The 20,760-nt window shown below is 58.9% G+C and carries 21 protein-coding genes; 7 read left to right on the top strand and 14 right to left on the bottom strand.

What is annotated here, in order from left to right:
* Nucleotides 1-22: 22 nt before the first annotated feature.
* Both AC5P57_RS13710 and AC5P57_RS13705 read left to right on the top strand, forming a co-directional pair.
* A complete protein-coding gene (locus AC5P57_RS13710; RefSeq protein WP_239503825.1) occupies nt 23-985 on the top strand; it encodes an RHS repeat domain-containing protein in 963 nt (320 codons plus the stop codon).
* A gap of 884 nt (nt 986-1,869) precedes the next feature.
* Nucleotides 1,870-2,466 carry a hypothetical protein gene (locus AC5P57_RS13705; RefSeq protein ID WP_495219634.1) on the top strand — a complete coding sequence of 199 codons (597 nt, stop codon included), beginning with the start codon at nt 1,870-1,872 and terminating at the stop codon, nt 2,464-2,466.
* A 43-nt stretch (nt 2,467-2,509) separates the two neighbouring features.
* On the opposite strand, the gene AC5P57_RS13700 is transcribed toward AC5P57_RS13705, so the two are convergent.
* Nucleotides 2,510-3,544 carry a YagK/YfjJ domain-containing protein gene (locus AC5P57_RS13700; protein WP_495219633.1) on the bottom strand — a complete coding sequence of 345 codons (1,035 nt, stop codon included), beginning with the start codon at nt 3,542-3,544 and terminating at the stop codon, nt 2,510-2,512.
* 213 nt (nt 3,545-3,757) lie between these two features.
* Nucleotides 3,758-3,985 carry a helix-turn-helix transcriptional regulator gene (locus AC5P57_RS13695; protein ID WP_495219632.1) on the bottom strand — a complete coding sequence of 76 codons (228 nt, stop codon included), beginning with the start codon at nt 3,983-3,985 and terminating at the stop codon, nt 3,758-3,760.
* A gap of 483 nt (nt 3,986-4,468) precedes the next feature.
* On the opposite strand from AC5P57_RS13695, the gene AC5P57_RS13690 reads away from it, so the two are divergent.
* Complete coding sequence (locus AC5P57_RS13690) at nt 4,469-4,828, top strand: hypothetical protein (protein ID WP_495219631.1); 360 nt, start codon at nt 4,469-4,471, stop codon at nt 4,826-4,828.
* Nucleotides 4,828-5,154, top strand: coding sequence for a helix-turn-helix domain-containing protein (locus tag AC5P57_RS13685; protein ID WP_495219630.1), 327 nt, complete (start codon nt 4,828-4,830; stop codon nt 5,152-5,154). The genes AC5P57_RS13690 and AC5P57_RS13685 overlap by 1 nt, the downstream gene beginning before the upstream one ends.
* Before the next feature lie 40 nt (nt 5,155-5,194).
* Here the strand turns inward: AC5P57_RS13685 and AC5P57_RS13680 are convergent, their stop codons facing one another.
* Together AC5P57_RS13680 and AC5P57_RS13675 are read right to left on the bottom strand one after the other, a co-directional pair.
* Entirely contained in the window at nt 5,195-5,350 is a 156-nt protein-coding gene (locus tag AC5P57_RS13680; protein ID WP_495219651.1) for a helix-turn-helix transcriptional regulator, read from the bottom strand.
* Between the two features lie 103 nt (nt 5,351-5,453).
* Nucleotides 5,454-5,906, bottom strand: a complete 453-nt coding sequence (locus AC5P57_RS13675; protein ID WP_495219650.1) for a hypothetical protein — start codon at nt 5,904-5,906, stop codon at nt 5,454-5,456.
* A 269-nt stretch (nt 5,907-6,175) separates the two neighbouring features.
* On the opposite strand from AC5P57_RS13675, the gene AC5P57_RS13670 reads away from it, so the two are divergent.
* Nucleotides 6,176-6,457 carry a hypothetical protein gene (locus AC5P57_RS13670; RefSeq protein WP_495219629.1) on the top strand — a complete coding sequence of 94 codons (282 nt, stop codon included), beginning with the start codon at nt 6,176-6,178 and terminating at the stop codon, nt 6,455-6,457.
* A 137-nt stretch (nt 6,458-6,594) separates the two neighbouring features.
* Here AC5P57_RS13670 and AC5P57_RS13665 read toward each other — a convergent pair whose 3' ends face one another.
* Nucleotides 6,595-7,023: a BLUF domain-containing protein gene (locus AC5P57_RS13665; RefSeq protein ID WP_495219628.1), complete on the bottom strand. Its 429-nt coding sequence runs from the start codon at nt 7,021-7,023 to the stop codon at nt 6,595-6,597.
* 165 nt (nt 7,024-7,188) lie between these two features.
* Nucleotides 7,189-7,803, bottom strand: a complete 615-nt coding sequence (locus tag AC5P57_RS13660) for a hypothetical protein (protein ID WP_495219627.1) — start codon at nt 7,801-7,803, stop codon at nt 7,189-7,191.
* Between the two features lie 67 nt (nt 7,804-7,870).
* Between AC5P57_RS13660 and AC5P57_RS13655 the strand changes: the two genes are divergently transcribed.
* Nucleotides 7,871-8,158: a hypothetical protein gene (locus tag AC5P57_RS13655; protein WP_495219626.1), complete on the top strand. Its 288-nt coding sequence runs from the start codon at nt 7,871-7,873 to the stop codon at nt 8,156-8,158.
* A gap of 146 nt (nt 8,159-8,304) precedes the next feature.
* A complete protein-coding gene (locus AC5P57_RS13650; protein WP_495219625.1) occupies nt 8,305-9,855 on the top strand; it encodes an EAL domain-containing protein in 1,551 nt (516 codons plus the stop codon).
* 172 nt (nt 9,856-10,027) lie between these two features.
* Here the strand turns inward: AC5P57_RS13650 and AC5P57_RS13645 are convergent, their stop codons facing one another.
* From AC5P57_RS13645 to AC5P57_RS13610, 8 genes are all read right to left on the bottom strand, one after another.
* On the bottom strand, nt 10,028-10,459 hold the full coding sequence (locus tag AC5P57_RS13645) for a BLUF domain-containing protein (protein ID WP_495219649.1): 432 nt from the start codon (nt 10,457-10,459) through the stop codon (nt 10,028-10,030).
* 1,204 nt (nt 10,460-11,663) lie between these two features.
* Nucleotides 11,664-13,241 carry a PepSY-associated TM helix domain-containing protein gene (locus AC5P57_RS13640; RefSeq protein WP_495219624.1) on the bottom strand — a complete coding sequence of 526 codons (1,578 nt, stop codon included), beginning with the start codon at nt 13,239-13,241 and terminating at the stop codon, nt 11,664-11,666.
* 11 nt (nt 13,242-13,252) lie between these two features.
* Nucleotides 13,253-13,552: a hypothetical protein gene (locus AC5P57_RS13635; RefSeq protein WP_495219623.1), complete on the bottom strand. Its 300-nt coding sequence runs from the start codon at nt 13,550-13,552 to the stop codon at nt 13,253-13,255.
* Nucleotides 13,539-13,694, bottom strand: coding sequence for a hypothetical protein (locus AC5P57_RS13630; protein WP_495219622.1), 156 nt, complete (start codon nt 13,692-13,694; stop codon nt 13,539-13,541). Before AC5P57_RS13630 ends, AC5P57_RS13635 begins: the two co-directional genes overlap by 14 nt.
* Nucleotides 13,695-13,890: 196 nt before the next feature.
* Nucleotides 13,891-16,086: a TonB-dependent siderophore receptor gene (locus tag AC5P57_RS13625; protein ID WP_495219621.1), complete on the bottom strand. Its 2,196-nt coding sequence runs from the start codon at nt 16,084-16,086 to the stop codon at nt 13,891-13,893.
* A 1,438-nt stretch (nt 16,087-17,524) separates the two neighbouring features.
* The gene (locus AC5P57_RS13620) at nt 17,525-18,439 is read right to left on the bottom strand and encodes a DUF6731 family protein (RefSeq protein ID WP_495219620.1); all 915 of its coding nucleotides are present in this window, start codon (nt 18,437-18,439) and stop codon (nt 17,525-17,527) included.
* 646 nt (nt 18,440-19,085) lie between these two features.
* On the bottom strand, nt 19,086-19,595 hold the full coding sequence (locus tag AC5P57_RS13615; protein ID WP_495219619.1) for a hypothetical protein: 510 nt from the start codon (nt 19,593-19,595) through the stop codon (nt 19,086-19,088).
* A gap of 60 nt (nt 19,596-19,655) precedes the next feature.
* On the bottom strand, nt 19,656-20,144 hold the full coding sequence (locus AC5P57_RS13610; protein ID WP_495219618.1) for a hypothetical protein: 489 nt from the start codon (nt 20,142-20,144) through the stop codon (nt 19,656-19,658).
* Nucleotides 20,145-20,760 lie beyond the last annotated feature (616 nt).

The following is a 20,760-nucleotide window of genomic DNA, read 5'->3' as shown; positions in this document are numbered from 1 at the left end:
GATGTGCGATAGATCATTTGCCGTGGTAATCCGCAAACTGGTACTGGTCGCATCCATGCTTGTTGTCGGGCCAGCCATTGCCCAAACGGTTACCTACATCCACACCGATGCCTTAGGCTCGGTTGTGGCCGAGACCGATGCCAATGGCACCGTGGTCAAACGCTATGACTACGAACCCTATGGGGCGGTGGTGGGGGAGCAAGTCACGGATGGGCCGGGCTACACCGGGCACGTCAGCGATTCGGTAACTGGCCTGAGCTACATGCAACAGCGGTACATGGATCCGCAGCTGGGAGTATTCCTCTCAAGCGACCCAGTCTCTGCGTATGGTAGTCCAGTGGGCCAGTTCAACCGATACAGGTACGCGAATAGCAACCCCTATCGATTCATAGACCCTGATGGACGTGAGAGCGGTGCTGCGTTTCGAGTAGTCAACAACATCACCAATGGTGGAGCCGTTCTGCCCCCGCCTCGCAACTCCAGCGATTGGATGGGGCCTGCCATCGGATACTCTTTAGCAGGCGTGCTTGCACTTCCCGCAGCTGGATTCGCTGGCTCTTGGGCACTAGCCAATCCAAGCACCGCGAGCTCAATTGGGTCTGCTGTTGCGGATATTGGAATGGGCGATGCTCTAGGTGGCGCATCTCTCTCTGCCGGATCAGTAGCCTTGTATCGGGCAGTCGACGCAGCAGAACTCGCTAGTTTGAACAAGTTGGGGCATTTTGCTGCAGCGCCGAATGGGGATAGCGTCAAGCGATTCGTCAACAACAGGCCAGACGCGGAAGCGCTCGCCAAAGCCTACACGAGGGGGTTTGGCTCCACTCATACCGTCGTCGAAGGGCGTGCACCCGCCAGCCTCGTCAAGTCGGCCGAACGCACCGAATTCAATGACACGGGCAAAGCTATGGAGAGCATTGCAATTCCCAGCTCGCAGGTGAACAAGGTGATCTGCACTGGATCTCATATCAAACAAACAAGTTGCTGAAGATGACTATCCCCTACCCCAACCTCCCCCCATTTCGCGCAGAACTCCACCTTGATCTAGTGGACTCCCGAGGACGCCCCGTGGTCGCCATGGAGGCTTCAACTGCTCGGCCCATGGCGCTATCGCTGGACCGAAAACCGACTTGGTACACCTTTGTTATCAACGACAGAATCGTAAAGAAGATATCGCCAGGACAGACCGTAAGCTGCGCAATTTCATTTGTTAACCATGAAGACGCCGGAGTGATCTTTCACCAATCCGCATCGATTCTGTTTGGCGATGGAGTCTGCACCAGAGGCGTCATTCGGATAGTCTCCTTCGGCTAGAGCACGTACATCCCGCCGCAGCGGGAGCGAGCACGATAGCGCCGCGCTACACCCTTGGGATCGCGCCCTTCGCACCGGATGGCTCACCCTTGCCTGTCCAGGCAAAGGTGAGATTGCTGTGAGTCGTCCGGGGCCTCTCGCCCGCCGGCACACAGCCTGACTCACTTTCCTGTGGATGCAAGTGGACGCCGCTGAATACCGCTGGATGCGGCCATGAATCAAGCACCCGATGGCTTCAGGAATGCCATTGAACGTCAATATGGTCCCACCAGCAACCACAAAGAAAGCACAAGTGATTGATTTGATTAATATTCAATCTACTTTTATCTACTTTAGACTCACAAAACGACTCACTAAAGCAACTGGTATGCTCCCCGGTCCGCCTACAGGCCGCCTCCTCGGATCCCCCTCCAGATAGCGCCTACTCACCTAGGATCATTTGTGGACTTGCCAGATTTTGACCCGGAAGCGCCTCCGCCCTGGAGCTCGGCAGGAACGTTCGCAACTGACAGAGAGCGTCCTTGGCTGTATGACTGTATCAGGAGGGCTGGCTTTGACATGGAGGTTGAGTTCAGTCTTCGGGTGCTGCCACTGAATCGGGTAGGCACCTACGCAGAAGTCTGGAACGGTCTGCTCGACCGGGTTGAGGAGGATCGACACCTTGCGACGAAGTTGGACAACGAGATCCAACTGCTGAGATCCATGAATGTGGTGCCTGAGGTTCACGAGCTGATTGAAGCGGCGATGCTGTTCCTTCTCGAGGCCCAGATCGCTCACGATGCTCACGATGCTGGCCGCGCTTGGGCCGCGCTTGTGAGGTGTAACTACTACCTCGGGACCTGCAGCTCGCACGCGACCCAGCTTGAGCTGACTGCTCTGGGCGGGCGGATCACTGGCAGTCGAATCGTGCCATTGAGGAACATGGTAGTGGAGATGCTGAAGGCGATGCCCAACAACTCCCGTGCCACAAAGCAAGATCTGTGGGCGGAGATCCTGCCGGCCATGCAGAAGTTCGGGAAGGATCATCAGGCTAGAAGCACCAACCCGCGCCAGCTACTGCAGCGTTGGACCAACCATGACCCGGCGGTCCATCCCCAGTTCGCGCGAGTAGTAGAGGGAAGCCTCAACACTCGAGCCCGTCGCAAGGTTCGTTAAGAGCAGAAAGGGAGGGGGACATCCCCCCTCCCCCTCATATCCACTACATCCTGGGCCTCCCGAGCTTTTTGAGCGAGTCGCCCCCAGCCTGTCCCTTGCCAAAGGTCCGGCCCAAGCCAGGCTCGCTTAGGCGGACGTAGTAATCCGCCTTGGTCAGGTAGAGCAGGCTGTACTCAAGCCGCCGCCGCTTGGCCTCATCATCGTACTCAACCATCCCTATGCCCAGGGAACCGGTTCGTTCGTAGAACTCCTTTCGGGCATTGCAGTTCCAATAGCTCCCATCGGAATGCGTCACTTCGTCCTGCCAGAACTCACCAATCGCCTGCGCAATCCGCACATCCTGGCGAACCAGATGCCCATTGAGGAATGCCATCAGGTGAACGTGGTAGGACTTGCTCGGGCCGAACTCCAACTTCCAGACGTACCCGACCAAGGCTGGGTAGCTTCGGCGCAGCTTGCGCAAGCAAGTGGCCAAGTCGCGCTTGATACGCACGGGATCCACGTTACGACCTGGCAGCAGTTCGCGATGGGCTGCGCTGTAGCCTACGTCCAAACGAACGACGCAGAGACGAGAGTGTTGCCGATACAGGGCCTGCAGGTAGTCCAAGGCTGCCTTGGCATTCTTCCGGGCACTGCGCTCCTGCGTGGCCACCAATTGAGTGAATTCGCTGCTCCGCGCGATCGCTCGGATGCGTTCGACCCATGCGTTTGCCTCTGCCACGTCCGGACTCACGCCCTCGATAGCATCCGCTCGGTAGCTAAGAAATTCTTCCGCCAGCAGCTCAAAGTAGGGGCTCAGCTTCTGCTTCGAGAAATGACTCTTTATGCCTCCATAGTCCATATTGACGCACTGGCGGAGAGCCTGCGCGACCGGGTGTACGGCCGTCCGTGTCAATCCAGCAACACGGCGGCTCCAGAACATTGCAGCCTTTGACTTCACAAGTGCGCGCATCACTCGATCAACCCGCACGATCTGTGCTGGGTAGTCTTTTGAGGGACGGACGATCCAGGCACTACCCTCGTGCTCAATCATCCGGTCAGCCCATTGGCTGACGATGTTCTCTTCCTTCTTGTACATACCTATCCGTAGGGGCCCAATGGCCGCCTAGACAGGGAGAGAGGTAGGAGCGGACCGACTCCATTCATGCATTGGAGACTTGCGTCCAATGGCAAAGATATAAGTTCCGGAACTACCGCTGCCCTTCTCACCCTTTAATTGATGGGGACAGTGCGCGGGCTACCCCAAGGTTTCCTGGGGTAGGACGGCGGCTGAGTCTTGTCGAGTTGGTGACTAGACGGGGCTCGCACCGCGCTCAGCAATGCGGAGCTTGATCCAGTCTTCGATCTCACTTTCGACCCAGGCGACCGAACCCGGGCCGAGGCGAACGGGACGCGGGAAGCTGGGATCAAAGCGCTTGTTGGAGCGCTGCAGCGACGCATAGATCGTAGAACGACCTTTACCGGTCCGGCGCTCCACCTCCTGCCGGCGAATGAAGCGGATGTTCTGAGCAGAGTCCATGGGGTTGTCACCTCGTTGCGGAAGGGACACCCAAGGTATGAACGATTTCAGGAACTGTCGATTACTTAAGCTACCTAGGTACGTTAACTATCCAATGGCTACGAACCTCGACTCTTGCCGCGCGCGTCCGAGTTGGTTCTGCCTACTGGGAAAGTTGGTTCCATGGGAACGATTGGGCTTCGGTGGGACGCCTTGAGGAGCAGGCGTCCCGGGCACACTGGTCAGCGCGGCAAACGGGCGCTAAGCACGCCTGCCATGAAGACGACCGCGAATGCGGCCAAGTACTCGAGAGGGGAATTGGATCGTTCGATGAACACGATAGGCTCCTAGTCAGTAGAGAACCGGCGTTGCGCCGGCATAGAGGAGAGGCCGTGGCCTCTCCCTATCGTGTTATAGGTTTGAAATCATGTTGACTGATCTCCGGGGTTCCGACCGGGCTCGTGCTGTGGCAGGGTGCAGGTAGGCACGCAGGATCAGATCCAGATGGACACCTCTGAACCCGATATCTCCCTGCAGGACGAGATCAAAGCCCTGCGCCAGCAATTGGCGGCCCTTCGTTTCGACATCCGTGGAAAAGACTGGCTCACCGTTGACGAGGCAGCCCATTACTGCGGCGTGTCGTCCCGTCAGTTTCGAAGGAACGCCCCTGATCTCGGCCTTGTGCCCAGAAACTTCATGGGCAAGCAACTCTATGAGAAGAACGAGTTGTACAAAGCAATCGAGAACTCCGGCAACTGGAAATCCCGAGGGACACCGGGCGCCTCTCTGATTCCGACCTCCCCCCAGATGGAGGAGGCCCTTGCTCGACTGAGGCGCTACGACCAGCGAAGGGGAAAGGGGTGATGGTTTCGGCTGACAAGCTAATGACGCTCGCTCAGGCTGCGGAGCTTTGTGCCTGCCACCCTCGAACCCTTCGCAGGGCGATCAACGATGGACAGCTCACTGCGATGCGTCTGGGGCAAAGCGCGAAGTCTGATCGTATCCATGCTGCCGATCTAGAGGCTTGGTGGCAGCGATCTCGGTATATGCCCCCACCCACAACAGTCTTCCCGAAAACCTCTCCCACAGGCTCGCTCCTATCTGATGCTGATGAGCGACTCGAAAGACTGCTGGCGACGAACAGAACCAAAGCGGCCAAGAAGCCGCGACCTAGGCGAATAGCTCAATAACAGAGGTCCGGACTGGCCCTGGCGGCAGGTTCCCTGGCCCTCATGCACCAGACTCGGGTGTCGCGACCTCCGCACAGAACCTGTCAATGTCTGCCTTCACCCAAACCGACCTAGCACCGATCTTGCGCGGGGCAGGGAAGGATCCCAGCGCCATCCGGCGGTAGATGGTCGCGCGACTCAAGCTCGTCCTGGCCATCACTACCTCAATGTTCTGGAGGTCCGCCTGCAGGTTCAATATTCTCGCTTGCTTCCCAGCCATAGCCTCCACCTGTCACAAGCGCATACGGCCAAATCCGAGTCTAGTCCCGGCTCTGAACACTCTTCGCCTTCATCCATGCCTTTGTCGGGCCTTTTACTCTGGGCTTGATCTCGGCTGGAACTCTGCGCGGATCGAGCGCTTCCTTGATCCGCGCCATCTCTAAGGCCCCGGCTTCAGCCAAGCGCCGGGCCTGCTGTTGTTCGCGAGTCGGCTGCAGGCCCAGCAATGGACCGCGCGGGACGACCTGCGTGGTATCCAGCAATCGGGCCACGGCCGCGCGCAGGCGCATCTCGGGGTAGAGCCTGGCCGCGCACCAGCGCTCGGCGTAGCGCTTGCCCTGGGCGATGCTGGCGGCCCGCACGTCCTTGGTATCCCACATCTTCCGAACGATCTGCCTGCCGTTCCACCACAGCACCCATGTGTCGCCCAACTGGACCCAGCCAGAGGGGATCGGGGCGGTGCGGAAGCCTTGGTAGCCGTGCGAAGGAAACATGATCGGAAGGATACGGCCGGCGGTCGCAGATCCTGCGAACGGGATCGCGACCTGACTGAACTGTTCGGAATAGTGCCGGCGCGGCGCAGGCGCCACAAGGGTCGAGCTGCCTGCGGGCACGGATCCAGATGAATTGGCATGCCAGCCCAACAGCCACCGTCAAATGATGCTCCAGTGACCAAGGGAAAACCCCGACCAAGTGTCGGGAATAATCCGATACCAAACCATCCTCCCTTGACAAAGAATCACAGTCAACGCAAGGAGAAGGCATGGAACTCGTACTCAGCTGTCCATACTGCTTCAGAGAATCACAGCTCGGGATTAGGGTCTGTCAAGGCTGCCGAGCGGAGGTCCACTATGGCGCCCCCAAGGAAGCTCGCCAGGCTGCGATGCTGGCCGCCATAATCTCTGGACTCTATCTAGCTGTTACCTTCAACGTCTACGTCGGCGCAGTAGCGTTCGCTATCGTCGTGTTTGGCCTAGCGAAGCTCATCAAAGAGAAGTACAAGGATCGCGTCGTTTTCAAAAGAGTATTTAACACTCATCACTGAACGGCAATCTGTGCCTTTCGTGCGCCCGAGCAGCAAGCGGCCACCTGCCCGAATCGCTCTGCGAAGGAATTGTAAAGCCCTGCATCGTCGATTTGACGAAATCGTCAATTCGCATAGATTGCGGGGTGTGATGTTGCTTAGGCCGCCTCTGCAAAGGGCTGAACCAACGTCACCAGCATTTCCATTGCCGTCACCGGCGGATACTCCCCGACCGTTCGCTGCACGAACGAGGTCCAGTCCGCCCGGACCAATTGCAGCAGTTCGTCGGGTGACACCGGCAAGACGCGCATCGGCCAATACGGTAGCCTGCGCTGCCCTACCCTCCCCCTGGCCAGTTCCATCAACTCGGCATGGCTTGAGGCGCCTGCAGCTCTGGAGAACGCAACATCCAGACCATCCGGCGGCCCTTCCATGTACGCCAGAAATCGCCTGCCGTCGTACAGGGTTACACCGCTGACACCCGCGCTTCTGTTGAATCGAGCCGCGTCCGCCATGATCGCGGCCAAATGCTCCGCATCGAGGTGGGGTGCGACCACACTTACGAAAGCGACCGCCCTGTTGGGCATGGCACTCTCCGGGCTCCTCGGGGAGACCGAGCGTAGAGCCGACTCCGTAAGAAGCGCGTCGAGAAGACCGGATCGACGTCACAATTTGGCTCTACACGCCCTGGGCACGGCCGGCAGGGCTAGCCTCCAGCCATGTGCGGCTTAGCTGGTCAGCACCACTCTGGTTCAGATCAACCCAAGATCCTTCACCACCGCCTGCCCCTTCTGCAGGAACCCGGCCAGCAGTCGTCCTCCTGCAACCTGCCGGCCCATCTGCTCATTGAGGTAGCTGGCCTGCAGTCGCCCATGAGCCATGAGATCGGGCTGGGCCATGCCCGGCGTCACTGCCTTTAGCGGTTCGCCTGGCGACGCTAGCTGGCCGCCGATCGGTTGGACCCGGGTCGGGCTCTGACTGTCGTTCTTGGCATACGCCGTGGCAATCATTCGCCCGTTCTTCGGCGACCAACCACCCAACACCAGCTCGGTTCCGAGCTGCTCAAGTGGCAGGCCGGCCTCTGCTGCTGCTCTCTCGTAGTTCGGCCATAGTTGGTCCACCACCAACCCCAGCTCGGCGGAAAGCTGCTCCATCGTAAAGTCCGCACGGAAACTGGCCTGCAGGGTCAGCTCGTAGATGCGCAGGAAAAACTGGGTAGAACCACGCGTTGCCAGCACCAAGTTGTGCTGAGGGATAAGCAAGAGCTTTGCCCCGGCGGAATGGGCCCCGGTTAGGGCATCCTCGGCCAAGGTATCCACCGCAACGACGAGGTGGTCACGAGTGAGCAGAACGTTGAGGATGCTCATTGGACAAGTCCCTAGGCCCGCGCAGACTATGGCTGTCGCCCACCCCATCCGTCTAGACCTGGCAATCATGACCCATACAACCGTCGAGATCCTCGATCGACTGCAAGCCTGCGAAATGGATCTGGAGGCCCACCGAGGCTATCTGAAGGCCTTCGAATATGGCCTACGCGCCTTGATCATCTCGCACCCAAGTCCACCTCAACTGCTGGGCCTGTGGAACGTCCTGCTCCCGAGCATCACCGAGACACATCTGGGGACACAGGGAGTGAGCTTCACCTTGGCATTTCAGCAAGCCCTGTCTCTGCTGACGAAACAAATTGAAGATAGCTGCGAAGGCGATGACCGGTCCAGATGACTATTGCGCAGATAAGTCATTCATATTGAACCATCCAGCAAGCGGAGCCGATCACTCCAGTTGTGTGACCAAGTGCCGATAAAAAGGCGAGAAGCAATGCGACTCTGAATCTGAGTTAGGTGCAAATCTGTTTCAGGGGGAACTGATTGACCGTCTATGGCAACCGCACTCGATTTCTGTTGACGATTCTGGGTTCCGCAGCGCTGTCCGTGTTGGTGATGCTGATCGTTGCTCAAGCCGTCCTCTATGTTGAGGATAGTGAGTCCACTGAGACCATCGCCGAAGCGGTGGTAGCTCGAGCAGAGACCGTCTCACGGGCGCGACGAGTCGCTTCAGATGAAGCGCTGAAATCATCAGTCATAGCGTGCTCCGATGAAGACGTTCGAACGCTCAAGGAGATCGCGTTCAACTCGATCTACATGAGTGACGTAGGCCGAATCCAGAATGGTCATCTGCGGTGCAGTGCGCTCTGGGGAAGGATCGTTCCGTTCAAACTTCCCGCGCCACACTATTCATCGGGGGATACAAAGCTGTGGAATACCTCCGATCTCGTCGGCTCACCTTACGGAGGCACCAACCTGATCGCGCAGGGCGGTACGTTCACTGTATCGTCGCCGTCATCCTTTGAAGGCCTGGACCCCGCGAGGACCAGCACGTTCACAGTCGAAACGCGAGATCGCTCCTATGTATTCCGGAGACTGTTGCCCAGCAGTAATGCTGTTGAAGATGCGTCAGCCCGTATAAGCCTTAGCCGTTGTAGCTCCAAGGCCAACGTCTGTGCATTCGTATCACGACCCCGCCGGGGAGTCTGGGACCTTGCCCCAATTCTGCTCTACGCCATCATCGGCATAGGAGCCGCGCTTGGCGTTGCCCTGTCGTACCTCCTCATACGTCGAAACAGGACTGCAAGGCAGACGCTCCAGCAACGCTTCAGCCTTGCCATGCGCAGAAGCGAGATTGAGTTGGTGTATCAGCCTCTTTACACCGTGGCGGATAGGCGCCTTGTCGGGTTTGAAGTGCTGAGTCGCTGGACCCCGCCTGGCGAAGGAGAAATATCTCCTGGCATCTTCGTACCCATGGCACGTCAACTTGGCCTGAGCTCGGACCTGTTCCGGTACGTGCTGTCGAAGGCGCTAAGGGAGATGGCACCGGCCCTCGCAGGCACGAACGCACCATACCTGAGCATAAACGCTGAGCCCGTTGACATGGCCTTGGAGGATACTGTTCGTTTCGTCGTAAGCGTCACGCAGCAGGCCGGTGTTCTACCGGATCAGGTCAGGATCGAGATCACCGAACGTGAGGAACTGGTCTGCCATGGCGTAACCGCACACATGGCAGCATTGGCAGCATTGGGATTCCGATTCCTCATTGATGACTTCGGCACAGGTAGCTCCAACTTCTCGCATCTCGCCCAATCCCCTTTCATCGGCATCAAGATTGACCGCATGTTCGTATCGGCCATTACCGAGGAGTCGCCGTTGCGTCCGGTCTTGCCCGGCATGTACCAGATCGCTCGCCAACTTGGTTTGGAGGTGATCGTGGAAGGTATTGAGACCCCTCAGCAAGACGCATTGCTGCAGAAGATCGCGCCTTCTGCTGTAGGCCAAGGATGGCTCTACGGTATGCCTGTCCCGGCTGAAGCCGCCGCTCTTCTCGCCAAATCACACAATGGTGACGAGCCATTCACTGATCCGTGAATGGCACCTGTTCCACTATGTACCCGCGCCGAGGAAATGGCGCAGCAAGACGAAAGACGACTGTTACACGCACGAGCCTCCCCACTCAGTGCAACCGAGCGGTTGATGGTGTTCACACCCATCGCTGCTGACGCCCCGAAAGGGCATCGTCGTGATCGGATCTGAGTCGAATCTATGCGGCTTGCACGTAGGGGGCTACAGCTGCGGCCAGCACATCAATTCCCCACACCGATCCAGCAATTTCCTCAGGCTCACTCTTCTTGAAGCGCGACCAATCGGCCCTTGCCAGCTTGCCCACGAGCAGCTGATCGGCGGGAAGCCGATGCATTGACCAATAGGGGAGCTGCCTCGTAGATACGCGGCCTCTCGCCAGTTCTACGACGCCCGTGTGGCTCGTCGATTGCAGCACGCGCTCATAGACGCTGGCGACCCCATCTTCCGGGCCTTCAAAGTACTGCACGAATCTAGCTCCGTCGTACAGCAGAACTCCCGTCACGCCTGCAACTTTGTTGAACCTCGCAGCATCGGCTACGAGCGCTTCCAGCTGATCAATCGAAAGACCTTCAACTGCTTCGCTTGCGTATACAACGGCCCGAATGGGCATGGTCTTTGCCTCGAAAGAGGGCCACATCGGCACCTATTCACACTCTACCACTCGGCACAAGTAGGCGCCGGGATGTGCATTCTTAACTCTTCAGAATCTGCTGCTCCCATCAACGAACCCAACGCGCGAGCAAGCCGCATTATGGGCGCCCCACGTTCAGGACTTCGTTCATCTTCATGCGCGACATCGGACAGTTCTATGTAACAAGCGTCGAAGGAGTGACCCGTGCAGATGGCACCTTGCTTCAGGTAACCCGCATTGATTGCTCCTGCTTGAAATGCTCACGGCAGTTCAGAGCCACCCCCGGGCATGGACTGATTGACCTCGATGGTGCTGCAGCTCTCGACTGCCCTGGCTGCGGGAACCACCAGTCGGTCAGTCGTGCCAGGCTTGAGGAATTCAGCTCACAGGGCAGTGAGTAGGCGGCGGTGTTACCGAGCCTCAACATCGCGCCCACGTTCCCGATATCTCCTTTGCCGTATCTTTCCGCAATAGACCCACTTCGATGCTCCAATGAGTCACACCGGCATATTCAAGATCACCGACCTCACCTACAGACTTGGCTCAGAGGGCGGCTTGGCCCGTGCCCTGCAGATTGAAGCCACCTGCACTGCCTGCGGGTCAGCCGGCGTGTGGAACGAGGAAGAGATGGAGCATGTCAGAGGAGGAACCGTGTTGTCCTGCCGCGCCTGCGGAAAGCGCCAAGCAATTAGCAACGCCCGCCTGATTGGCTGCCCATCAGATATCCGTCATCCCCGAAGCTGAACGAGACGTGGTTCACATTTCCCATCGCCTGGCGCGACAATCGTGATAGGGGCCTGTCGGCCCCGCCACGGGGAGTGGAGCGATGTTCAAGCGAGGGGAAGACGCGTTCCTGGTGCTAGAGCTGCGTGTACGGGAGTGCGAGCGCCGGATTGCAAAGTCCGATGGCCGAACCAAGGCATTGGAATGCGCCATGCGAGCGGTTGTCGCCAGTGCCTCCAATCCCTCGGCCTTGCGCGCTGCATGGGCGCAATTGATTCCGATGGTCGTGGAGACCCATGCCGACGAGCGTGGAGAAGCGGCCAACGACTACCTCGATGGTCTACGCCAAGGCCTCAAGTTCGTCACTGAGCAGATAGAAGCGGCCGCAGAACGGCCCTGCCCTCCTCGGAGGTAGTTCCGAAGGCCGATCTAATACTCGGCTTCTTGATCGTGCCCTGCCTTAGGGAGAATTCTCTTCGATGGCCCAGACACTGTCCTTGTGGCCGACCTTTGCGCGCATCCTGGATTGCCTCGCCAGTCGCCAGAAAATGGTAGCAGCGACAATTGCGGTCGCATCCACGGCCACCCCAGCACTTGAATGGTTCCAGGTGCCGGGCACGCCGGCCAAAGCCGCAAGGCTGCCGACCGGGATCAGTGCCGTCACTACGGCGCCAACGTACAGCAGCTCATAAGCGGAGCGCGCGGCCCCACGCAGGAATGCCCAGGCCACTGCCAGCAGGAACGCCGCATAGTAGATGCCTTCATGCCATGCCGGGACATTGGCAACCAGCCCAGGCAGCCACTTGGTAGCTGCCAGTGTTGCCGAGATGCCGATGACACAGCCCAGGGACACACCGATGGTCAGCGATCCCAGCACTCGGGTGGATCGCTTCTGCTCCGGCAGGTTGGCATCGCGCTGCTTCTTGCGTCGTGATTCGATCCACAGCAGGTTGCCGGTGTAGAACACGATCGCACCGCCAAGCCCAAGGAGCAGGTACATCCAGCGCACGGGGTTCCCGCCAAAGCTGCCGAAATGAAGCATGAAGAAGGCATTGACCGCCGTATCCCAGCCGCCCATGTGTCCTGGCAGGTCATGTGTGTCCACCACGCCAGTGTAGGGATCGAGATGGGTACTCATGTAGGTGCGCGCACGGGTCCCGTAACGGATATCCAGACCGGTGACACGCCCCTCGATCACACTGCCCTTCTGCTGGAAGCCTAGACTGTAGACCTCAAAGCCCGGCAGCTGTTCCTCTACCTTTTTCAGCAGTACAGGAGCAGACAGAGGCTGGGCGCCCGGAGCGGGCCCGGCATCGTGCTCTTCGCCCCATTGGATGCCGTTGGGATAAACCACCTTGTCCTGGATGTCGTAGATCTGATCGTGGAACGCGAATACCACGCAGGTCACGGCCATGATCAGGTGGAACGGCAGGCTGACAATGCCCAGCGCGTTGTGCACATCCAGCCACATGCGCTTGATGTTCTTGCCTACTCTTACGGCAAAGAAGTCTTTCACCAGCGTTGGCAGCAACACGATGACGCCGGAGATCAATGCCACGGCATACATCAGCGCAATAATGCCCATGATGGGGCGCGAAATCGCATCGGGGAACGGCAGGCCAACGAACTGATGCAAGGTGTCGACAAGCTGCGCCACCGGTGCCTTTCGCAGCTGCTCCACCTGGAGGTGGCCCTTCTCGTCAAAGCTTGCGCCAAACTCAGTAAACTGCCGTGGCTTGTCGCCACGTACTCGCCAGATCACGCGGGCAGGCGCTTCAGGCGACGTCTGCACCATCACGCTGTAGTTATTCGCCGCGTCGGGATGCGCCTTGAGCACCGCCGCCAACAGGTCTGGTGCGCGCTCCATCGGGACCGGCGCAGACAGCGCAGAGGGTGGTGTTGCCCATCGCTCCAGCGGCTTCTCGAACATGGTGATCGAGCCGGCATAGAAGGCAACGAACAGCATCAGGCCAGCAAAGATGCCGACCCAGATGTGCACGTCCTTGTAGACCTTGATGATGTCGTTGCGGATCTTCATGTGAGGTCCAGTCAGCCCAGATGGCTGCGCGCCAGCCAGAGCGCGCCAAAGGCGACCACGTTGGCAGCACCGAGCCACAGCCAGGCGCTTGCGCTGCTACGAAAAAGGAAAACAAATGACAGGATCGGAGCCCACAGCAGCGCAACCAGCCACATGTTGAACTGGGCTTTGCCACCGCCGCCATCAATGCCGCCGGGGCCGAACCAGGCAAACAGGCCTGACAAGGCCAGGGAGAGCCCGAAGCCCAGCAGTACACCCGCGCAGGTCTTCCCGAACCAGTGCCGACTCTGCAGCTTGTCAGGGCTGGCCATGGGCACCTCCGCGCTGTCGTGCGCGCCAGACACCCAGGAAGGGCGCGGCTGACCAGACCAGCATCAGGATCGTCAGCCAGGTGAAGAACGCGGCACCACTGCCCATCAAGGACAGGAACAACACCAGCGAGACCAGCGACAAGGTGCTGCCGGGAATCCATCTCCCATGGACAGGCCAAGGTCCGGCGCGCCGCCACTGCTGTTTCGGTGACGTCAGATAGAACAGCCATGCCCCAACCACACCCGTGGCTGAAGCCAGCACCGCCATCACGACTGACATTGTGGAAGTCTCATGCAAAAGCCCCGTGACCTGGCTGGCCGGCCACGGGGCGGAAGGGTTACCAGGTGAACCGGGCGGTGGCCGTGACGGTGCGTCCCGTGCCGAAGAAGCACGACGACACGCCGCTGCACGTGGTCACGAAACGCTTGTCGGTCAGGTTGCTGACATTGAGCGCGAACTGCGTGCCGACGCTTCCGATCGCGCCCACGTCGTAACGGATGGCCGCATCCCACATCGTGTAGGACGGAATCAGGTAGACGTTGGCGCTGTCGCCATAGCTTTCGCCGTTGTAGCGGACGCCTGCAGCAAGGCTCAGGCCTGCGAGCGCCCCGCCCTGGAAGGTGTAGTCACCCCACAGCGCAGCGGTCCAGTCGGGGACCATCGCCAGCTGCTTGCCCCGGTAGCCGTTGTTGCTCTTGGTGACTTCCGAGTCCATCCACGATGCGGCGCCGATCACGCTGAAGCCATCCAGCGGGGTGATGCGGCCTTCCAGTTCCACGCCGCGCACGCGACCTTCGCCATCCTGTACCTGGCACTGGCTGGATCCGGTGGTGCCACAGGTGTTGTGGCTGGGATCCGGATCGTTGGTCAGGATGTTCTGCTGGCGCAGATCGTAGGCCGAAAGCGTGATCAGGCCATCGAATCCGGACGGCTGATACTTCACGCCCACTTCCCACTGCTTGCCGGTGATCGGGTCGAATGGCGTCCGGTCAAAGGACTGGGTAGCCGTGCTGCCTGCCGGCTGGAACGACTCGGCGTAGCTCAGATACGGGGTCAGGCCGTTGTCAGCCACGAACAGGATGCCCGCGTTGCCGCTGAAGGCTTCGTTCTTGATGCGGCTGGGCGTGCGTGCGCCGTAGCGATCCGTGGCGACGGTGTACGACTGCGTCCAGGTATCGTCCTTGGTCCAGTCGTAACGGCCACCCACGGTGAAGCGCCACTTGTCCAGCGCGATCTGGTCCTGCAGGTAGGCGCCGGTCTGGCGGTTCACGCCACCGGAGTAACTGATGCTGTTGGTCACCGGCACATAGCCGGTGTAAACGGGATTGAAGATGTCGATCGGCGCAGGATCACGCATCGCACCGCGCGCCGCATCCCAATCCGCCTTCTGCCAGTCCACACCCACCAGCAGCGTGTGTTCGGCCGAGCCGGTCTGGAACTTGCCGGTAATGCGGGTGTCGACCGTGTCGCCTTGGGAGTCGCCCTCGCCCCAGGTCGCGCGCCGCTTCTGGGTGCGTCCGTCCGGGTTCAGGCCGCCATTGGTGACCACGGTGCGGAAGGTCGATTCCACGTTGGTGCGGCGGGCGCCCTGGCTCAGAGTCCAGTTCTCATTGAAGGCATGCTCGAACAGCCAGCCGGCCGTCCAGATCGTGCGGTCGTAGGTGTTCCAGTTCGGTTCGCCAATGAAGGTCGTGTTCTTCATGCGCCCATAGGGGGTGGCCTTGAGCGTGCCGTCCATCGGCAGGAACTGGTAGGTCGAGCCACCGTCGTCGCGCTGATAGAGGCCCAGCACTGTCAGTCGCGTGCGTTCGGCCACCTGGAAGGTGTAGCTGGGGGCGAGGAACCAGTGCTGCTGCTGGGTGTGCTTGATTTGGGTGTCACCGTCGCGATACAGGCCCACCAGGCGACCCAGATGGCGCTTGTCGTCCGATGCAATGCCCAGGTCGAACGCGCTGCTGTACTGACCGTTTCCATCCAGACCCAACTGCAGCACCTGCTGCTGGTCGGGTGTCGGGGTCTTGCTGACCTGGTTGACCATGCCGCCCGGAGCCACCTGGCCATACATCACGGCCGACGGTCCCTTCAGCACCTCTACGCGCTCCAGGTTCCAGCTGTCCACCATGGTCCGGTTCCACTGGCCACCCTGCGGCGCACGCATGCCGTCGATGGTGACGTTGTTGCTCCAGCTGCCGGCATCGAAGCCACGGATGCGGAAGTCGTCAACGCGGTTGTCGATGCCGCCGCTTTCCAGGACAACGCCGGCCACGTAGCGCATTGCCTCGTTGAGGTTCTGCACACCGCGGGCGTCGAGCTCCTCGCGGGCAATGACCGAAACCGATTTGGCCATTTCGGCCACCGGGGTATCGGTCTTGGTCGCGCCGGAGGTGTGGGTGGTCGTTCGATAAGCGTTCACCCGCACTGCATCCAGCGTGGTGGCACTGCCACCGGGTGTCTGCGGTGATGAGCCTTCAGCGTGCCCAACCAGCGGCAACGCCAGCATCAGGGCAACGGACGTGGACAACAGGGTGCGCATGGGCACTCGGGAGGTAAGGATGATCTTGGTCATTGGAGGGCCTACGGTAGGAAGTGCGCCCTAGGCGGCAGCTGCGGCGACGTTAATTTCGCGTTAAATACTACCAGATGCGAATCATTCGCACTAGCAATACCCCCTGACCAAGATCAAGCCGTGTAGAAATGATCCAAGGAAGCCCGCTGGAGCACTGGACGCAGAGCCACAGTCCCTGGGAGACAAGTTGATTAGAGGAATTCTTCAGTTCCACGACCTGCAGGAACTCTGCCAGCCAGGCAAGAGGCCTAGGCTTGCCACTGTGATCCGATGGGCCGACGGATGCGGCATCCGCTTCCTGTACGACGGAAGCGGCGGGATCTGGACGACTATGGACGCGCTTAATGAAGCGCTCGGCCTAGCCGGAGCAGCGCCAAATCTCGCGCCCTACGATCCTGATGAATTCTGACAGCGCCATTGTGCCTATCGGTCAGTAGATCGATTTGTTCCAGAGCTAGCGACGGGAAGGCAGGGGTAAAGGCAATGCGCTCGCATCCGAAATCAATGCGAGCGCATTGCGAACGCACAGTCCAATAATCACGAATGGATTGACTTGATCAAGCCCTTCTCTTCCCGTCATTGGGAGCATTCGGAGCCTTGTCACGCAATTTCTTCACTGCGGCATCCAATGTATACATTGTCGCCTGATCACTTTTGATAGGTCGCTCTTTCTTCGGCGGAGCACCTTTCGGCTTACTGGACTTGGCAGCAGACTTCTTTACGGTAATGGAAACTTCGCTATCGACCATGATTTTCCCCTATGTTGTTGGGTGTCAAAGCAGCTATCTAGCCAATTCCGACACAGTATCCATACACTCACCGACACCAGACATCTCCAGCATTGAGAAGAGTCCTTGCGCACTCCCTCCGACAGAGGCAAAGGGCGCCCCATGCCTCTGTCGGGACTAGGAGAGCCGCCAATCGCATCGATACTTCTTCGTCAAACTCACCAGAAGCGACACCTAATCCTCCTCTGGAACAGGCCGAACAGCCAAGAGCTTGGTTGTAATGCTCGCAATCCGCGCGACTGAGGAAAGCGCAAACGCTGAAACCCCAGCAACGATAGAGTGAAGGCTTACGCTCTTAGGAAGATAGAAGGCAATCAGTGCGACAACGCACATCAGAACGCTCCCCCACAAAGCCTCACGAAGATAGCGAAGAAGATCGTCCAGATACCCACTACCTTTCAGGCGTCCATAAGCAGTGTCGCTCATCGCGTACAAAAGAGCTTTGAGCGTAGCCATGAAGCCCGTCAGCACTCCTCCCAATGAGATGACCGCAGAGAGATAGCTATCCGGCGACTGCACAGGCAAAGAAATGAACGCCGCTCTGTGCAGAACGCAGGCTCCGATACCCACGACCAAAGCTAGTATCCAAGGCGAAGCTCGCTCCCGATCTAGCGGCGTTATCCATTTTGAATTCGTTCTCGCCATCTTCTGTATGTCGCCTCCAATTTTCTAAAGCGCTCCTCCATTGGTAGGCGCTTTCCTGAGCCTGGCTCAATGGTTACATGATGCTTGAGTGTCTCGTTGATTAGGTCAACAGGACAAATATCACCGTCCGGGGTCTCACGGCCTGCGATCACGGCTGAATCGGCGGCACCGCTGTTGACCAGCCTGCTCAACCATCCTTTCGCTTTGCGGATCGACCTGTCCTTGTCATGACCAACGGAGACCTCAATCTTGATACGCGCACCATTCATGTCGGCGGCCTGGCCCAAAGCCTGAGTTAGCGCGTGCCCGTCCCTGCGCTGCCGCGCAGTCAGCTTGTCCAGATCCACGCCAACTGAGAACCTCCTAACCTCGGTGATTCTCTCGTAACGGGCCTCTGCGTCAGGATCAAGCACCACGTCGGCTTCATATTCGTTGGTCTCGTCTTCCAAATATGAAGACAAGTACTGCGCCATTGCGCTTGGCCTCACCCCATAGTGGTTGTACTGAGCTATCAGATGGCGGGTCTGTGGAAGATATAGCGCCGCAGCCTCTTCCCCGAAGAATTGCTCCTCCTTGATATCCAGATCTTCAATAGGCTGATCTTTGCTACCCTTCCCCGGCCCCGACACGTCCCTCAACTTCACGAAGTCCAAAGCCCATCGGCGCGGCAGTCCGTTCTCGGCGTCCCGCCGCTCCACTTTTTCCAATCGAACATTGGCACCGCGTACGTATCGAACGCGGTCTCCGATATCATCCCCCTCAACTACTCGCAGTAGAGAGCTGACGGACCTTTCTCCGCCAACTTTTTTTAGTCTGAAAAGTTGTATTTGAACGCGTGCCGGTTTCAAAACTGCGCCTCCCTTCGGGCAACTTCCCTCACTCAACATTGAGCGGGCTACTTGAGAGCCTAATCCCTAATCGGGAAACGTCCAATCGAATTGCTGGCACAGGAATTGCATCCGGCACTCATGGATCACTTCAAAATGCCAAGGATCCGGCTATGCCCAAATTGTATTACATCGCTATATGCGCGTTTGGCATGATCGGGGCTGTACCAAACAGTCAGAGGCTTGGACGGCCTTCGTCTACCCTCCTGGGAGGCCCTTGGCGACCGAAGACGCCTCCAAGGCGATCTACGGCCACTACGAGTCATTCGAACAGTGCCAAAGCGCCTCAATTGATGCACTGAATCAATCGGCATCCGAGAACCAGTAGAAAGACCCCGGGAGCTATGAGCGCGGCGTTGGCTGCCGATGCGAGAAAGAGTGGGTCATGTATGTCTGCAAGGAGACCCGGAAGTAGGACCAGTGCAGTGAGAAGATGTGTTGAACTGAGTGGAACATTTCCACCTCAACCACCCACCGGCCATTGCTGAAACAGCTGATCAGGCCACAGTGGCAGTGTCCACTCCCCCCGCCCAGACAGGACATGCCCGTCGCGTAGGTCGGAAGCCCTTCAGGGCTCTCAGATAGCGTCACTGGTCACCTACGCTCTGCCCTCGAAGCCCCCCAGTAGGCACTGCAGTTCATCGGTCTAACTAACGGGTTGACCACGGCGCGCGCACTGCCCTTGGAACTCTCGACCTTTTCCCACCCGCATGGTCAGGGCACCACTTAGGGCTGAATAGTGCCCAGAGAGCCCGGTGTAAGTGGAAATGGACATCAGACTCCCGGCAGAGCGAAGCTGGCCTGCATCGTAGAAGTCATTGGGGATCTCCATCCTCACTGTTCCCGCATCCTTGCTCCATAGCCGGATGATCTGCCCAAACTCGCGCATCTCGGCGTACATGGTCGCGGGCACTCCATCCCCACCATCTGCGGAAACTGTCCCTTCGCAGACCAGCACGTACTCATCAGAGCCATATCGAGCTAGAAGGAAGCCGGCCAGGCCGAGAGCCGCGGATAAGGCGACAACAGAGCCAATGGACCAGGCCAGTGCAGCTAGTAGTGCACGCCACACCGACCCACGCGACGGCTTACCGCCATAGAGCCGGTTGTTCTTCTCGTGCTCGGCCTGGGCGGCTAGCCAATCGGACTTACCCATTCAACCTCCTTAATGGCGGGAGGGTACTGCCGGCAGTTGACCACGCCGGTGTGGGAAAAGTTAGCCTCCTGCTGTGAACAGAGGCTTGTCGCTCAGGAGCTTTCCATCGCGGCGCAGCCATACCTCATAGCTGCTGAACTGAAGGAAGGGTGCCAGTTCATGTTCTTCCTTCTCCAATGGCTGGCCATCCAATGTGAAACCGTAACGGTGCACGGGAGAGCCCGCAATATGACCCCACAACTGAGGTCGCCCATCGTCGGCAAACACCAATGACCCAGGGATCGCGTGGCTGCGTTCCTCGTTCAACTGACCGAGGCTAGAAATTCTGACTTCTGCGGTGACATCCGGAGCAGTGCACAAGCCATAGTCAACGAAGCGACCGTGGATGCTCCCTGCATTCGACCCGGTTAGGACAAGTGTGCGCTCACTCGGTGCTTGTGGGGTATTGAAGCGTGCGGAAAGCACCCACTCACCGCGAAGGAACGTCAGCGATCCAAGATGCGCCTTTGTGCCGGTGCTGCGGATGAATGCATCTGCTGGATAGCTCATCACCATCTCCTTGGCAGCCCCGGCCAATGCAGGGCCTCAAGGCATCCTATCAGGGTCAACCTCGCCTCAGACCTTTAGGGCCTGACAAAACTCAGTGGATTGGGTCAGTTCGGTGGGCATAGTGACCGTCCACCGTGACCATCGCCGTGGGACCTACGAAGGCGACTACCAGGCCACAGGTACACGTCTCACCAACCTCCCCAGGGCACCCGTCCTCATGCAGGAGGTAGTGCCAGTTGATCTTCCCGATCAGGTCCTTCGCCAGGCCGGCGCGGGTGATGAGGTCTACGTAGTCCACCTCCCCCTCTGCCGAAAGGACCTGGGGGGCATCACAAAGCAACATGGAAGCGCTCCTTTTAGGGACACCAAAACTGGAAGTTGGGCCGACCTAGGCCCTCCCGCTCGCATCGCGCGCACGCGTAAAGGCGTCGGAAAACTCCGAAGATCCGGCCGGCCTCGCGCGCGTGCGCCTACTGGTCTCTAAACTCCAGGGTGGCGGTTGGCGGGCTCGCGCGCGTAGAGGCGTCCATTAATTCCAGCGCCCTCGCGTATGGAACGATCCGAGCCCGATAACTCATTGATTTACAAGCACTCCACAAAACTGTGCCGTGCGCGT

Source organism: Stenotrophomonas sp. YJH_SMC_79, assembly GCF_059367995.1.
Note: the sequence above shows the minus strand (reverse complement) of the source record. Positions and strands in the feature narration are given on the sequence as shown.